General features: G+C 60.4%; 9 protein-coding genes and 1 pseudogene. All 10 read right to left on the reverse strand.

The features are described 5' to 3' along the window. Window position 1 precedes the first annotated feature (1 nt). On the reverse strand, window positions 2-1,888 hold the full coding sequence (locus tag QZ497_RS12610) for an extracellular solute-binding protein (RefSeq protein ID WP_295475231.1): 1,887 nt from the start codon (window positions 1,886-1,888) through the stop codon (window positions 2-4). A gap of 145 nt (window positions 1,889-2,033) precedes the next feature. Continuing rightward, the gene (locus QZ497_RS12615; RefSeq protein WP_295475233.1) at window positions 2,034-4,751 is read right to left on the reverse strand and encodes a TonB-dependent receptor; all 2,718 of its coding nucleotides are present in this window, start codon (window positions 4,749-4,751) and stop codon (window positions 2,034-2,036) included. Between the two features lie 194 nt (window positions 4,752-4,945). Next, window positions 4,946-5,347 carry a biopolymer transporter ExbD gene (locus QZ497_RS12620; protein ID WP_295475235.1) on the reverse strand — a complete coding sequence of 134 codons (402 nt, stop codon included), beginning with the start codon at window positions 5,345-5,347 and terminating at the stop codon, window positions 4,946-4,948. After that, window positions 5,347-6,054, reverse strand: coding sequence for a MotA/TolQ/ExbB proton channel family protein (locus tag QZ497_RS12625; protein WP_295475237.1), 708 nt, complete (start codon window positions 6,052-6,054; stop codon window positions 5,347-5,349). Before QZ497_RS12625 ends, QZ497_RS12620 begins: the two co-directional genes overlap by 1 nt. A gap of 51 nt (window positions 6,055-6,105) precedes the next feature. Continuing rightward, window positions 6,106-6,939 carry an energy transducer TonB gene (locus QZ497_RS12630; RefSeq protein WP_295475240.1) on the reverse strand — a complete coding sequence of 278 codons (834 nt, stop codon included), beginning with the start codon at window positions 6,937-6,939 and terminating at the stop codon, window positions 6,106-6,108. Window positions 6,940-8,162: 1,223 nt separating this feature from the next. After that, window positions 8,163-8,696: a Bro-N domain-containing protein gene (locus QZ497_RS12635; protein WP_295475242.1), complete on the reverse strand. Its 534-nt coding sequence runs from the start codon at window positions 8,694-8,696 to the stop codon at window positions 8,163-8,165. Window positions 8,697-9,299: 603 nt separating this feature from the next. Beyond that, window positions 9,300-9,491 (reverse strand): annotated as a pseudogene (locus QZ497_RS21870) (WYL domain-containing protein); the annotation flags it as partial. A gap of 187 nt (window positions 9,492-9,678) precedes the next feature. Continuing rightward, window positions 9,679-12,813, reverse strand: coding sequence for an HsdR family type I site-specific deoxyribonuclease (locus QZ497_RS12640; protein ID WP_295475245.1), 3,135 nt, complete (start codon window positions 12,811-12,813; stop codon window positions 9,679-9,681). An 11-nt stretch (window positions 12,814-12,824) separates the two neighbouring features. Then, window positions 12,825-14,105, reverse strand: coding sequence for a hypothetical protein (locus tag QZ497_RS12645; protein ID WP_295475248.1), 1,281 nt, complete (start codon window positions 14,103-14,105; stop codon window positions 12,825-12,827). A 1-nt stretch (window position 14,106) separates the two neighbouring features. Further along, entirely contained in the window at window positions 14,107-16,704 is a 2,598-nt protein-coding gene (locus QZ497_RS12650; RefSeq protein ID WP_295475250.1) for a type I restriction-modification system subunit M, read from the reverse strand. Between the last annotated feature and the right edge of the window lie 5 nt (window positions 16,705-16,709).

The following is a 16,709-nucleotide window of genomic DNA, read 5'->3' on the forward strand; positions in this document are numbered from 1 at the left end:
CTCAAGGCTCCTTCGCGGCAGTGGTGTGGTTGCCGAGGGCAGCGGCCTGGGCGTTGCTCAGCGGCGTCGGGCTGATCTGCCACCAGGTTTCCAGGCCCACGTCGTAGACGGGCGCCGTGGCGGGGCGGCCAAAGCGGTTGGCGTATACCAGGGGTATGCCCTTGGAGTAGTAGTTGGGGATCATGTAGTAGCCCCATTGCAGGACCCGATCCAACGCCCTGGCGTAGTGCACCATGTCTTGCCGGCTGTTGGCGGCGACCAGGCCGTCGATCAGCCGGTCGACGGCGGGGTTGCGCAGCACCATGGCATTGGAGCTGCCGACCTCGGTGGCGCTTTGCGAGCCGAACAGGTTGTACAGGTCGCGGCCAGGAGAAAGCAGCGGGTTGCCGTTTTTCGGCAGGGTGACCACGATCATGTCGTAGTCACGGGCGTTGAGGCGGTTGATGTACTGCGCCGAGTCGATGCGCAGAAACTCCAGGGTGATGCCGATCTGCGCCAGGGTGCGTTTGAACGGCAGGATCAAACGATCGAAACCGCCCTGGCCATCGAGAAAACTGAACACCATCGGCTCGCCAGCGGCATTCACCAGTTTGTTGTCTTTCGGGTGCCAGCCGGCCTCGGCCAGCAGCTTGAGGGCCTGCATTTGCTTGTCGCGGATGTAGCCGCTGCCATCGGTGCGCGGCGGCTGGTACACCTCGGTGAACACTTCGTCGGGCACCTGGCCGCGCAGCGGTTCGATAATCTTCAGCTCGGCGGCGTCGGGCAGCTGGGTAGCGGCCATTTCGCTTTTCGGGAAATAACTCTGCTGCCGCACGTAGAACCCGCGCATCACCCGGCGGTTGATCCAGTCGAAGTCCCACAGCAGCGACAGCGCCTGCCGCACGCGGCGGTCCTGGAAGATCGGGTTGTCCAGGTTGAACACGAAGCCTTGCGCCGCCACTGGTCGCTGGGGCGCGAGGATGGCTTTCTGCAGGCGCCCGTCGTCGATGGCCGGGCCGCTGTAGCCGACCGTGAAGCCCGCCGATGAAAACTCCCGGTTGTAGTCGAAGGCGCCGGCCTGCAGCAGTTGCCGGGCGACTTCGGTGTCGCCGTAGAAATTCACTGTCAGGGTGTCGAAGTTGTACAGGCCGCGGCTGACCGGCAGGTCCTTGGCCCACCAGTCCTTGACCCGCTCGAAGACCACGCTGCGCCCGGCATCGACCTTGGCGACCCGGTACGGGCCGTTGCCCAGTGGCGCTTCGAAGCCGCCGCCGTTGGTGAAGTCGCGGCTCTTCCACCAGTGCTCGGGCAGAATCCGCAGGCTGGCGATGTCCAGCGCCAGCGTGCGGTTGAGGTTGTTCTTGAAGTTGAAGCGAATCTGCAGCGGCCCCTCGATGACCACGTTTTGCACGTCGGCGAACATCGGGCGATAGCTGAAGCTGGCCTGGGTGGTCATCAGTTCGAAGGTGTAGCGCACGTCTTCGGCGGTGACCGGCTGGCCGTCGTCGAAGCGCGCCTTGGGGTTGAGGTAGAAGCGAACCCACAGGCCCTCGGGGTCCATCTCCATTTTCTCCGCGATCAGCCCGTAGACCGTGTAGGGCTCGTCGAGGGAGCGGTAGGCCAGCGGCGAGTAGACCCAGCTGTCGACCTGCACCACGTTGATGCCCTGGTCGACATAGGGATTGAGGTAGTTGAACTGGCCGATTTCTTCGGCCGAGCGGGTCAGTGAGCCACCCTTGGGGGCGTTGGGGTTCACATAATCGAAGTGCTTGAAGTCGGCCGGGTACTTCGGCGCCTCGCCATACACCGTCAGGGCATGGGTCGGCACCGCCAGCGCGGCCTGCCTGCCGCTGCACAACAGGGCGACACCCAGGAGCAGGCGCCGCAGGAAACGGATTTGACGCGACATGATGGGGCTGTCCTCGTACGCACGGAATGACTGGGCGCGGCGAAAAAAGCCTCCGGCCGAGGGGAAGGTGGATGAGACCTGCCGGCCGGAGGGGGCTACTTCGCCAGATGACGCGGCCTGCGCGGGGCGCTGGCCGCGTCGTGCCTCAGAAGTGGTAAGTCATGCGGGCGAACACGGTGCGGCCCAGCGGGTCGGCGTAGCGGGGGTCATAGCCGGACTGGAAGTTGTAGGCCTGGTTGGAGAACGGCGGGTCGCGGTCGAAGACGTTGCGTACGCCGGCATCGACGTCCAGCACCTTGTCGAAGGTATGCCCCACCGACAGGTCCCACAGCGTATAGGACGCCACCCGGGCATTGGTGGTGCGGTCGTAGTCGTTGTAGCCGGTGGTGAAGCGGTTGGTGATCGACGCACGGGTATTGCCCAGCGACCAGGAACCCACCAGCACGTGCTTCCAGCGCGCAATCACACCGTCGCCCTGGAAGTCGCCGACCTTGTCGGTGTAGGGGCCGTCGATGATGTTCTGGTAGTCGTAGCGGTCAACGTAGGTGCCGGTCAGGCCCAGGCCGAACTGCCCGTAAGGCGTATTCGGGAAGCGGTAGTCGAGGGTGACGTCGACGCCGTTGGTCTTGACGATGCCCAGGTTGGCATTGCCGGTCACGATGTTGGCGATCGAACCGTCGGGGTTGCGCACGTAGCGATCGGCGTAGGTGAGCGGGTCGTCGAACACCGCGGACTCCGGGAACGACTGGATCTGGTTGGAGATATGGATCCACCAGAAATCCAGACCCACCGACAGGTTGCTGACCGGTTGATAGACGAAGCCCAGGGTCACGTTGCGGGCCTTCTCCGGCGCCAGCTCGGTATTGCCGCCGCTGTTGTTGAGGAACTGCTGGGCGCAGTCGCGACCGGCGTTGCCGCCAGGCTGCACGCTGCCGCCGGCACACAGCACCGGGTCGTCGTAGTAACCCTGGCTGTAGCTGGTGCTGCGCGGGGCGTAGAGTTCATAGAGCGACGGCGCGCGGAAGCCTTCGCTGTAGGCGCCGCGCACCACCAGCTGCTTCACCGGCTGGTAACGGAACGAGTACTTGGGGTTGGTGGTGCTGCCAAAGTCGCTGTACTTGTCGTGACGCACCGCCGCGCTCAGCTCCAGGCTGTCCAGCACCGGCACGCTCAGTTCGGCATAGGCCGCCTTTACGCTGCGCTCGCCAGACACGCTGCCCGCTGCATCGGCGCCCAGGCTGCTGACGTCGTTGACGAAGGCCTCGTATTGCTGGTGCATCTTTTCCTTGCGGTACTCGCCGCCCAAGGCCAGACCGGCCGGGCCGGCGCCGAACCAGTCGCCGACTTCCCGGCTGATACGCCCGTCGATGCCGGCGACCCGACCCACGGCGCTGGAGTACTGCCCGTGGTACTGGTTGGCGTCGATCAGCGCCTGGCCGGCTGCGGTCTGTGGTCCGAAGGGGTTGATGATGCCGTTGGCCAGGCCGTCGATCATCGCCGCGTCACTGACATAACCACTGGTGAGGTTGGACAGCACCTTGTTCTGGTTGTACGAGGCGCCGACGTTGTAGTCCCAGCCGCCGACCAGGCCGTCGAAGCTCAGCAGGAAGCGCTGGCTGGTGTTCTGGTCGCTTTGCCCCCTGGGGCCGGCTGCGGTTTCCCGCCAGGCGGTGTCGATGGGCTGGGTCGGGTCGAGGGTGAAGTTGGTTGGCGCCGGAGTAATGCCGTTGCCCGGATAGAAGGGCGAAGAGGCGTCCAGCGACAGGCCGGTGAGCGGCGCCGGGGCGATGTCGACGTGGTTGTTGTTGCGTGCCCAGAAGTATTCGAGGTTAACGTTGTGGTCGTCGGCCAGTTTGCCGGTGGCCTTGCCGAAGAACGAGGTCTTCTCGGTTTGCGGAATCAGGTCGATGTATTCACGGGTGCTGAACCGGCAAATGCCATTGCGGGCCACCAGGTTGGCGCCCGAGCAGGCGGTGCCCAAGGGGTTGGCGGCGTTGTCGCCCTGGTAGTAGTTGCCAGGGAAGGCGGTGCCCGAGGTCTGGTTGAGGCCGCGCCCCGGCACGTAGTCCCGGGCGAACGAGCGGTCGTTGGCGTCGAGATTCTGCTGCTTGTTGTAGTTGAACACGCCCATGACATTGAAGCGGTCTTCTTCCAGGTCGCCGAAACCCCAGCTGGCGCTCATGTCTTTGGTTGCACCGCCGCCGCTGTGGGTCGGCGTCTCGCCACCCAGGCTCAGGGTGCCGTCGGTGAGGGATTTCTTGGTGATGAAGTTGATCACCCCGCCGATGGCATCGGTGCCGTACAGCGCCGAGGCACCGTCGCGCAGTACTTCGACACGGTCGATGGCGGCGAACGGAATCATGTTCAGGTCGATGGCACTGCCGTTGGGCGTGCCCACGCCGGAAAGCGCGTTGTTGGCCAGGCGCCGACCGTTGAGCAGCACCAGGGTCTTGTTCGCGCCGATGCCGCGCATGTCGGCGTAGGAGGCGCCGCCGGTGCCGGCACCGACGGAACCGGCGCTGTTGTTGATCGACTGGCTGCCGGTGATGCGCTGGACCATTTCCTGGGTGGTGGTCACGCCCTGTTTCTTCAGGTCGTCGGCGCGCAGGATGGTAATCGGCACGGCGGTTTCCGCATCCACCCGGCGAATCGCCGAGCCGGTCACTTCGACGCGTTGCAACTGCGTGGTGGCGGGCACCACTGCGGCGGCGGAGACAGACTCGCTGCCGGTCTCGGCATCGACGGCCTCGGCCGCCTGGGCGCCACCCATGCCCATGGCCAAGGCGCATAGCCAGGCACGGGGTTGACGGCGGACCGCAAGGGCCAGTGGCTTGAGGGTGTATCCGGGAAGATTCATCAGCATGGTTAGTTCCGACCTGGTCCAGACGTTATTGAAATGGCCTTGTGAGCCCTCTGTTCCCGGCCCGGTTATGCCGGGCGGGTGTTCCACTGCTTCGGTTTTCCGGCAAGCCGCTCCCCTCCAGGGGCCTTGCGGCCCGCGGACGAAGCGCTGTGCGGGGTGCGATCAAGCGGGTTTCGCGGGGCGAAACCCTGCGGTCAACGGGCTGTCATCACGGATATCCTGGTGATGCCGGAGCGTTCGATGGACGCCATCGCCTTGGCCACCTGGCCGTAGTTCACGTCGGTGTCGGCCTGCAGCTGAACGCGAATGTCCGGGTCTTTGGCCTTCTCTTCCTGCAGGCTTTTCTCCAGCAGTTCAGGGGCGATTTCCGACTTGGCGAGGAAGAACTTGCCGTTCTGGTCGACGCTGACCACCACCGGGTCTTTTTTCTCGGCCGGCGCGACGGCGTCGGTCTTGGGCAGGTTGACCTTGATGGCGTTGGTCATCAGCGGGGTGGTGACGATGAACACCACCAGCAGCACGAGCATCACGTCGACCAGCGGCGTGACGTTCATTTCGCTGAGCACTTCATCGCTGTCTTGAGTGGAGAACGACATCAGCTCGCCTCCCGCACGGCATGGCCATGCTGGCTGGAGATGGGTTTGCGGCTCACGGCGAAGGCACTGCGCTGGGCGAGGGAGTCGAAGTCGTGGGCGAAGTCATCCATGTCGGCCACGGCCAGCTTGAGGCGGCGCAGAAAGAAGTTGTAGATGAGCACCGCTGGTACGGCGACGGCGATACCCACACCGGTGGCGATCAGCGCGTGACCGATGGGGCCGGCCACCGCTTCGAGGCTGGCCGAGCCGGTGAGGCCGATGCTCTGCAAGGCTTCCATGATGCCCCAGACCGTACCGAACAGGCCGATGAAGGGCGCGGTGCTGCCGATACTGGCAAGAATCGCCTGGCCGCTTTCCAGCGAGCGGCGCTCTTTCTGGATTTGCTGGCGCAGGTTGCGCTCCAGGCGGTCGGAGCGGTTGATGGTGTGCGCCAGTTGCTGCGTGGTGCGCGGCGAGTCCTCCACCGCCATGGCCTCGAAGCCACTGTTGGCGATGCGTGCCAGGGCGCCAGGGTACTGCGCGGCGTGCTCGGCGGCGGTGAGCAGATCCGGTGCCGACCAGAACGCCTTGGTGAACTGCTTGTTCTGGGACTTCTGGCGCAGGTACTGCGCAGACTTGATCAGCAGCAATGCCCAGCTCAGCACGGAAAACACAATCAGTGCCCAGAGCACGGCGGGGACAATCAGGGAAGAGAGCGATTCGTTCATGGGTCTACACCTCACCAGCTTGAAATAGGTTGTCGGTTGTCGTGCACCGGGTCATTCCGGCAGCTTGAAATCGATGGTCTGGGTCGCGAAGCCTTCGATGGGCGTGTCACCGCGCTTGGCTGGAATGAACTTCCAGTTGCGCACCGCCTCCACGGCGGCCTCGTCGAGCACCGGCTTGCCGCTGGACTTGGTCACCTCCACGGCGCCGGCACGCCCGTTGGGCAACACCTTGATGCGCAGCACCACGCGGCCCTCCCAATTGCGGCGCAGCGCCAGCCCCGGGTACTCGGGCGGCGGGTTGCCCAGGCTGGCGAGCCCGGAAACCGCCGCGCTTTCCTTCACCGGTGCCGCCGGAGCGGGTGGTGCAGGCGCTGGCGCGGGTGCTGGTGGGGCCGGTGGCGCAGCAGGAGCCGGGGCGGCCAGCGGTTTCGGCGGCGCAGGCGGCGTCGGCTTTTTCACCGGTTCCGGCTTCTTGACCGGCTTGGGCTTCTCGACCTTGGGTTTCTCGATCGGCTTGGGCGGCGGCTCTACGGCATCCGGGTCCTCGACCGGCTGTTCCGGCTCGGGAGGTGGTGGCGGGGCAGGCGGCGGAGGTGGCGGTTCGGGCGGCGGCGGCTCCGGCGCAGGCGGAGTCGGGCTGCTCAGCTCGATGGTCATTTCCGGCACTTGCGGCGCCACTTCCGGAACTTCCGCCTTGGCGGTTTGCATGTACCACCACACCGCGCCGTGAATAAGCACGGACGCCGCGATCAACAGCACGACTTGCGGTTTACCGAGGCCACCGGGTCTTGAAGTATTAGGTTTGAAAGGGATGCCCTGCCACGCCACCGGACGCTCATCCGGCAACGGGGCAGGGACCGCTTTCATTCTTACCGCATCATTCATTAAAGCTCCCTCGGTTAGTTGAAGGGCAATAAAAGTCCGTTCAAACATTCGGGCATGTTCGAAGTCGGGAAGCCTGCGCAATATTCAGGGTGCATGACGCCGCCTTTAGAGGCACTGGCTCACTCAGTTGGAAGTCATGTCTCGATCAGGGTGATCGCATTGCAAGTCCTTGCTTTTATTGTCGCGTACATAAAAGTACGAATGTGTTCCTGAAACCCTACATAGCAACCGCTGTGCCATAAACGACCGCCGGTAAGCGCTGTATCCCGCGTGCCAGAGCGGGTGTCGCATTCTTGTAATAAATTTTCGAATGGCGGCGCATAGGCGTTTTCTTCCTTTAAAGTGGAGGCCGAACAAGCCGATTAAAAAGGCGAAGCGGGTCCCTCTGGGGCGCCAGACGAATTGAAGTACACCGATTAGGATGACTGGTTAGTCACGCGCACCAATACTGGAAACGGAGGTTCAAGTTGGTGCGTTAGTTGGTCAAATGCTCACAAAAGGATGCTCCTGTGTAGATAAGGCGCTGTAAAAAAATGAAAAAACAGCCAGCAAGTGATGGCTAATTGAAACTAACAAACCAAGTTGTCGAACAATAAACGGCGCGCAGTTGCAATGCGTGTGTTCAAGTTTCTTTTAACAGTCGTGCACGGCAGCGCTGGCCTGGTTAACGAAACAGGCGCTTTGCAAGGACATCAGCAGGGCAGGCGAGGGCCTGTGACCCGATACCCGTTAGAAAACGTGCATCAATTTGGCAAGTAGTGGTTTGGAGACGACGGGCAGGCCTGGGGCGGACGCGGCCGGGTGAAGCGGTGGAAGGTGCAAGGATGGGGTTACACGAGCTGAATGCGACACAGAGAGACTCCTTTCCGGGTCAGGTGCCAGGCTTGTGGCCGGGCACCTGCACTGTTTATGGACGCCTGACGTCCGATATCTGCACTTTGGTGCGAGTAAGCACCCCTGAAGCGCAGCGCGTGCCACACGGTTATGGCACGGCCGTTCCACTTGGAAGATCTGTGCCAATTGTGTCTTTTTGTATCGAGAAAATTACAGGTGGTTGCCGCTGACCCCGCCATAGGCTCGGTCTCAATGCCTATCTGCGCGGCACCACGCGGCTTTCGTAGGCGCGAGCTTGCTCGCGAAAGGGCTCATGTAAAACTGTCAGCAATGAACCTGACCCCTTCACGAGCAAACCCGCCCCAACGGGCTAGCCGACTTCCGCAGACCTACCGACCACCCACCCACGCCAACACCCCCCGCCACAACCCACGCCGCCTTGCAGCCGGACGCTCCATCAACACCCCCGGCATATCCCGCCAGCGCACCCACGCCTCATTGCGCCAATGCAGCACCTGCAACGAACTGCCCAGCCAGTCCAGGCTGTTGACGCTCGGCAACCGCCCCGCATCGTCACCGCGCTGATGCAGCTCCGGCAGCACCTCATGGGTCAGCCAGCGCCGCAGGCTGCGATTCTCCGGAACGTAGTGATGCACCAACAGGGCAAACACCCCGGACTCACTTACCAGGATGCACTTCTCCCAATGCTCATGGCTTTCCACCCAGGCCGTGCGCCGCTGGTCCGGGTCGAGCTTCATCGTCGCCCGCTCATCGATGGCCCGCCCCATCAGGCGGCTGAGATCGGCCAGACAGAACCAGCCCTGACCGTCGCTGAGCACGGCGCGCAATCGGCGGCGGTGGCGGTAGAAGAGAGTGGCGTGGAAGTGTTGCGTGCAGGGGGGGTTGGGGTTGATTGCGGTCATGTCGAGTCCTCGTTACGTTAATCCCGCCACTGACCGTCGCCAAACGATCATGGGGTGGCGGCTGTGCGCAGGTTGGCGAACCGGGTCAACGTAGTCGCACCCCGGCAGACCCGAAGGTCTCCCACGCACAGCTGCCATAACGAACAGACAGGCAGGAAACTGCCCGCAACGTCTTGAGGAGCTGCGTGACTACGTGATGTTCAGGTCGCCAAACCCGACTCGCTGAATTGGCAGCGAGCGGGGGGCAGGGTAGCGGAGGGAGGGGGTGGGGGCAAGGGTGGGGCGTTGGGTATAGATAGAATTTGCCGGCGGTTTGGGTCTTACTTGCTGATCTTTTTAAGGCGCCGACGCGATGGACGCGTGATCTGGTCGTAATGTATTCGTTTGGGCCGGGGTAATCTGAAACAAGTCGGTATCTATCTGTATTAACTATTAAATAATATTTGGTCAGCGTGCTTGGAATACCAGTTGGAACGCTGTGTGGCCTGGATTCCGATGGACGGTGCTGTTAGAGCTACAGGCCATAAACGAATCGGCATCGAATCTATAAAAATGTCGGCCCCCCAGGTCGCCCATGGCCTGGCTGGGCCAGTCGTTCATCAGCTAAGGGCGCAGCTCGTTGAGGCTTTTGACCACGATCTGCTGGGCTTCGGTGCTGGTTGCGAGGTTGTGAGGATTGATGTGGTAGCGCTGCAGCACATATTGCATCAAGGCCTTGCGGCTTGGTATCAAAAGCTGCCCAGTCAGCATACCAAAGTCGGCTTCGATGATCGCCTTCTACGCCTCGTTCATTCGAACGGCTGCTCCGCTTCGTAGCTCGCCAGATGGCCTATGCAAACAAATTGACTAAGGCTGCTGTGCGCCAATGCGTGAAATCTGACCGCAATACATTGGTTACCCACCGCTCAAACACGGGTTTAGGTCAATGGGAGAGGGAAAATCTCAGGCCCTGTATCTTTGTTCGGTTTTTGCTCTGAACCCACTAACTATCTTCAACACCACCCCGAAGGAGAAAGTCGCTCAGAAGCTTGGCAGCCTTGATTTTGACCTTGAAGATTGGGAGTGAAACACCCTCAAGACCGTCAAAATATGCCTTTGCTTTTTCTTGATCTACTGTGCCCCTAAGATCATCAAACCGGCCGTATTCATTGAGATTAGCTTCCGTGAGATGAGTGCTCATCAAATCAATCAGCTTCGCTGCATGCACCCCCAAAGCTGAAACGATAGCCGCTACTTCTTTACCTTTTGCGGCCGTCTTGTAATCCATAAGATAGTCGCGGAAGGTCCGAGCGGGATCGATCTGCACATCGCCTCGCTGGATGTCGTGCAAGAAAATCTCGGATAACTTCTGGTCCTCCTGCGAGAGCGATGTGAACGACCGATGCAACTCGGCCAGGGTTGCCTCCTTGGATGCCCCGTCGCCGCTCTGCAGCTCTTTGAGGTACTTGGCAAAACGCGAGTTCATGTAGTCTGCGTCGATCTTGCCGGTGTCGATCTCGGTGATGTGGCTATCGATGTCGAACGGGATGCTCTCGCCGGCACCGCCACCGCCTGCCCCCAGTTCCTTGTAGCGTTGCAGCAGCGTCAGGTACTGCAGCTTCGTGATGGCCAACGCAATCGACTGCTTCGGACCCGTGTCGAATTCGTAGACCATCTTGTCCCAGGTGAAGCCCTGAATCTTGGCGGCCTCAAAGATAGCGCTGAACCGGTTGAAATGTTTTGCGAAAACCGCCCGCGCCGCCAAGTCGTCGGGCAACTTGGCAAAGTCGGTGATGCCCGCCGCGCTGAAGAGAGCAATGATCTCGGTGAAGCACTCGTTCAAGCGCTCCAGGTTCCGGGGCAACTGGTCGGCAAAGAGGCCAATGGGCTTGTCGCCAGAGTACACCTTCACCGCCGCACCCACGTTGCGCTTCATCGTGTGCGGCTTGCGGTAGTAGCGGATCGTGCCAAATGGCTTGTCTGGCCCGAACAGCCGGTTGGTGCGTGAGAACGCCTGTATGAGGGTCTCGTAATCCAGCAACTTGTCGCAGTACAGCGTGTTGACCCACTTCGAGTCGAAGCCTGTCAGCATCTGGTTCACCACGATTAGCAGATCCAGCCGCTTCTCCGGCTCGGCCTCGATCCGGATGTAGGGTGCCTTGTGGGCCAGACGTGCGGCCAGGTCCTTCTTGAAGTTCATATGGCTTCCCATGTCGAACTTCTGACCATAGGTGGCGTTGTAGTCCTTGATGATCTCTTCCAGCCCGGCTGCCTTGAAGGTCGGATCGGTATTGCCGGTGTCGTCATCGCTGATGTGCGGGTCGAACAGCGCGGTAATCTTCAGCGTGGGGCACTTCGCCTTCATGAGGCGGTAGTAGACGATCGCCTCAGTGATGCTGCTGGTGGCAAGGATGGCGTGGAACTTCCCTCCTTGGCTCAGCACCTCCCAGTTGTCAGCGATGTCCCTCAGCACGGCGTGGTGGTGCTCGTCGCGCTCGTACTGGGCGTTCGACAAGTAGTCCTCAATGCCGCGCTGGTACTCCCCCGCGGCATCAACGTGGCCTGCCATCGGCACGTCGTTCATGTACCGGTTGAAGGCCTTCTTCTTCGCTGGGGTCGCCAGTGCCTCAGCCACGGACGACGCCTTGGCCTTCTCCAACGCCACTGCCAGTCGAAGGTCGCGGTCGCGGTAGGTCAGAACCTGGTAAGGATCGAAGCCCAGAACGTTCTTGTCACGGATGCCGTCGGCAATGCTGTAGCGGTGCAGTTCGTCCCCAAAGACATCCGTCGTAGTGTTGTCCTTGCGAACGTTCTCCTTGTGGATAGGCGTGCCGCTGAAGCCAAAGAACACAGCGTCCGAGAAGCTCGCCTTGATGTCGGCCAGCATGTCGCCGAAGGTGGAACGGTGGCACTCATCCACGATGAACACGATGCGTTTGCCGCGCATGGTCTCCAGGTCGTGTGCCTTCAAACCATCCGAGTCGTCCGTGATCCGGCTCATCTTCTGGATGGACGTGACTATCAGGGTGTCCGCGGGCGCGGTGCTCTTCAGCGTCTTGACCAGCACCCCGGTGTTTTCAGTGGCCTGCACCTGGTTGCTGTCACCGGCAAAGTCCCGGTAGGCCTTCAGCGTCTGCGTTCCCAGTTCCACCCGGTCCAACAGGAACACCACTTTGTCGGCGTCCTTGGAGTTGGCGATGAGCTGGGCCGACTTGAAGCTCGTCATGGTCTTGCCCGAGCCGGTGGTGTGCCAGATGTAGCCGCCCAGGCGGTTCGGGTTTTTCCAATCGGTCTTGGCCACCTTGTCGGAAATGGCGTGCGCGGCGTAGTACTGGTAGCTGCGCATCACCTTCAGCACGCCGTCGGCCTCGTCGGCTACGGTGTAGAAGCCGATCAGCTGGTGCGCCATCGGGATCGACAGCAGGCTGGAGGTGAAGTTCTTCCAGTTGTTGATGGGTTCGTTGTTGAAGTCAGCCCAGTGGAAGGCGTAGTCCTTGTTGAACTTGCCGTCCGGACCGGGGTTAGCGAAATACAGCGCCTCCCCAGGCGCCATGGCCACAAAGATCTGAACCAGAGAGAACAGGCGGGTGAACACGCCCTCGCGTGCGTACTTCTGAATCTGGTTGTAGGCCTGGCTGACAGGCACACCGCTCTTCTTCAGCTCGATGTGGATCAACGGCATGCCGTTGATCAGTAGCAGCATGTCACCCCGCCGGTCATGTTGCAGTTCAGACGTGCGGGCGTAGCGCGGCTGCTGGGCAATCTGGTAGCGACTCTGCCCAGCGGCAATCTCGTGCCGGTCGTAGACCTTCAGGCTCACCTCCTTGCCAAAGTGCAGCGTGTCGGCCGGGTTGTCCCGCGTGATGGCCACCGTCTTGCCGTTGATGAAGCCGTTCAGCTTCAGCGGGGTGCGCAAGGCGACTATCTGCTCCATCACCTGCTGCATCTCGCTGTCGGTCAGCGGCACCTCGTTCAGTCGGTCCTTGCCTCGGTTGTTCTCGAAGAGGATCTGCTTCCAGTTCGCCAGCAGGTCGGCCTCGCTGGGGCACTTTATGACCTGCAGCTCCCCCCAGCCGCGCTGGCGCAATTCGTGGATGAGAGCGGCTTCGAATTCAGACTCATTGGCAAAGGTGGTCATGGGTGATGTACTCAAAGCTCAGATAAAATCATCGTTTCTAAGCATGATGATTTGATTTGCCGGAATTTCTGGATCTGACGCGCTTGTCGCCTGATCAGCAGGTCCAAGTTATAAAAAAACGCACCGATTCTTCGTTGTTCGGCTTCGTGGATCGGGAACCGGACCCGTAGCCGTTTGATTGCCGTCTTTGATATTGAGAGCACCTTTGTGCCCTGCATGATGGGCAACAGCTGTGTATGGAAGGCATCCGAGTTCAGGTAATAGCCGAGAAAGAAGGGCGCGAACGAGCTTTTTGGTCTAAGTGCAATCGTGTGGAGGCCTGCAACGACTATCTGATTGCCTATATTGCGAAGCTCGGTACACTTGCCGACGGCGTCATCCTCGGCCGCATCCGCCATTACTATGTCACCATTCCTGAGACGGGACGAGCTGAGTTTCTCCACAATTGCGTCGCTAGAGATCAGTGGTACGTCATCAGTTTGCGCATCCAAGACCTCACCGAATTTGGTGAGGATGTCCCCGTAGTGAACGTTCTTGGCCAAACCAGAGCGGCGGTTTAGATTGGCCCTCGAAAGGCTATTGTTTGCGATGTTCTCCATAGCTTTTTCGACGCTCTCTTCCGCCCAGCTTCCTTGGAAGCCTTTGAATCTGATGCCTGGAGCACCTTCATCAGGGTTGGGGAACATTTTCTGAAGCATCGCCTTCTTAAGCGCCATTAGCTTGTCATATTTGCGCTGATGCAGGGCTATGAATAGATCTAATTCACGGAAGAAGGCGCCAATACGATTCTGTTCCGTGACTTGGGGGATGGTGACGACACGCTTCTTCCAATCGTCAGCATCGAAAAACAGCTTTTCAATGTCCACGCCGTACGAGCTTAGAAAGAACTTCCTACGCATCGCGGGCAAGCTCGCCACGATGGTGAGAAACTCCGTCAGTAGCTTCTCGCTGTCGATGGCGGTCAGATATTCATTCGACACGATGGCGCCATCCAAGGCAGGCGGCACGATGCCGGTCGCCCCGTGCACCACCTGTCGCTTGGAAATGACGAAGTCGCCCGCCTTGAGCTGGGCGTAGTTTTTCACCAGGATGTCGCGTCCTAGCAAGTGGCCGCGAGAAACGACGCCTTCGTTGCGCCGTTTGACCGTGATGAGCTCGTAGCGCTGATCGTCTTCCAGCACGATAGGGCGACGCTTTTCAGCGAGGACGCCGCCAATCGTCTCGTCCGCCCACGGTTCGCTGTACGCCTTGAACCGAATGCGAGGCACCTTTCCTGTGGTCTGGTCCGCCATGTCAGTTCCCCGCCAACAAGGTCTTCAGCTCTTCAATGCCCTTGATGTCGAACTCGCCGCCATTTAGCTCCCCCAGCATGCTCACCAGGGCATTTTCGGCTTGCTGAATGTCGCGGGCATTGTCGGCATAGGTGATCCGGTACTTCTCTACCAAGGCTTCCAGCCTGGCGATGAGGCTGGATGTCACCTTGCCAGGCAAGCGATGCAGCTCGTCCACCAATGGCGTGAGCCAGCTGCTTTCGAGCAGGGCGTACACCTGCTCGTCGCTGAGCGCCTCAATCGTGGCTTTGGTCTTCAGGTGTAGCGCTGCGGAATCCTTCTTGATAGTCGCTTTCAGCGACTTTTCTTTGGCCAGCACTTTGGCTGCTTGGATGATCTTGGCCTCGTAAGACTCGGAGCCGAAGGCCGCGGAGGCCTGATCCTCGGCCGCCAACTCCTTGGCCTCCTTGGTTACGGCAGCCGCGACGAACTTTTCGCCGGTTTCATTGAAGGCGTCCTTGGCCTTGTCTTCGTCGCTGAAGCTCTCAAGTAGTTCGTCCAGCTGAGCGACCACCTCGGTCAGTTCGGACTCCTTCTTGCGGAGTGCGTCCAGCTCCTTCTTGTGGTGTGCCAATTGCACGAGGTCAAAGGACAAGATGCGGCCTTTCCAGCCGTCCTGCACCTCGACGTCCTTCCCGTCCTTCTTCTTGAAAACATAGTTCGGGTCGACCACGCGCGTAGCACCAAAGCCCTCGGTCTGGAGGATTTCAAGATCCACAGCAATGGTCTGCCAGTGGTCGTCGAGGACTTGATAGGCCTGGTACTTGTCGATGAGCGGCACAGTGCCGACCTTGGTCAAGCGGGCAAACAGTTCGTCGCAGATAATCGCTTCTTGGCGAGGGACCTGCAGCGTGAGCATCTTGCCGATCAGTTCGCTTTGCAGCCAGGGCTTGAAGCCGTCGAATGCACGGGTGAAGGCCTCGTTGAACTCCGTCACTTCAGGGTGCTGCTGCACGACTGCAGACAGGTCATCTGCCTTCGGCTGGGCGTACGGCGTGCCATCCAAGGTAAACAAGGCCGCGCGCAGATTGGGGAAGGCCTTCCAGTAGTCGGCCAGCGCATCCAGTTCGCTCAGCGGGATGCCGCCGAACATTGAGGCATACAGGTCCCAGCTCTCGGGCGGCTCGGATGAGTCCACGTACCGCGGAATGTTGAGGTTGTAGTCGTTGGCATCGCATTGCAGCTCTGTCTTGGGCACCAGTCGGCTGAAGCCAGGCACAGTGGTGCGGGCGATCACCACATCGGTGATCTTCTTGATGTCGCAAGCGCGGAGCTTGTTGTTCTTGCCCTCTTTGGCAAAGCCTTTGGAGGCATCTACAAACAGCACATCGCTGCCTGCGCGCTTTTGCCTGAGCACGAGGATGACGGTTGGGATGCCAGTGCCGAAGAAGATGTTGGACGGCAGGCCGATTATGGTTTCGAGGTGGTCATTCTCGATCAGCTGTTTGCGGATGACGCCTTCCTCTCCGCCCCGGAACAGCACGCCGTGCGGCAGGACGATGGCCATGATGCCGTTGGGCTTCAGGTGGTACAGGTCGTGCAGCAGGAAGGCGTAGTCAGCCTTGGATTTGGGGGCCACGCCGAAGCGTGCGTAGCGCGGGTCAGTGTTCTTGTGCTGCGGGTCCCACTTCTGTGAGTAGGGCGGGTTTGACACCACCGCATCCAGGTACAGCGGGTTGTAGCTGTTGACCGGGTCTTGCTCGTCGAAGTACGGCCAATCGTCCTCTAGCGTGTCAGCGTTACGCGTGACGATGTTGCCCGGGAGAATGCCGCGCATCACCAAGTTCATGCGCGTGAGGTTGTAGGTGTTCTCCTTAAGCTCTTGCGCGTAGTACTTGATGCTGTCTTTGTCGCCCATGTGTTTCGCGATGGCCTGGCCGATGTTGAGCAGCAGCGATCCCGAGCCACTGGTGGAGTCGTAGATCTGGATGGTTTGGCGGTCCTTCAGATGCTGCGCGATGACCTCAGACATCAGCACGGACACCTCGTGCGGGGTGTAGAACTCGCCCGCCTTCTTGCCCGCATTGGCGGCAAACATGCCAATAAGGTACTCATAGATGAAGCCGAGCACGTCGTACCCCTGCTTGCCATCCATGGGGATGTCTTTGATCAGCTGGACAAGTTCGCTGATCGCCTTGGTCTGTTTTGCTGCGGTGTCGCCCAGCTTACTCAGCCCGGTCTCCAGCGTCTTGAAGATGCCTTCGAACAGGCGCTTGTGGTTCGGGTGGATCAGGCGGCCAAAGGCCGACAGGGCTTCGCGAACATCAGCAACATCGAAGTCGCTGGTTTGTTCGAGCCACGTCGAAAAGAGGTGCTTGTGGGCGATGAAGTAACCCAGGTTGGACTTGAAGTGGTCAACGGTTTCCGTGTCCTCTTCAGTCACCGCACTGAAGTCTTCGTCTGTGAAGCCCTCGGCGGAGGCGAAGGCCAACAGCTTGTCGGAGAGGTACTTGTAGAAGATGAAGCCAAGGATGTAGTCCTTGTATTCGTTAGCCTCGATCTTGGATCGCATCTGGTTGGCAGATTCCCAGATCTTGGCTGCGAGCTGTTGCTTGTTCACGGCGA

Origin of the sequence: uncultured Pseudomonas sp., assembly GCF_913777995.1 — a bacterium.
In the GTDB taxonomy this organism is placed as follows: Bacteria; Pseudomonadota; Gammaproteobacteria; order Pseudomonadales; family Pseudomonadaceae; genus Aquipseudomonas.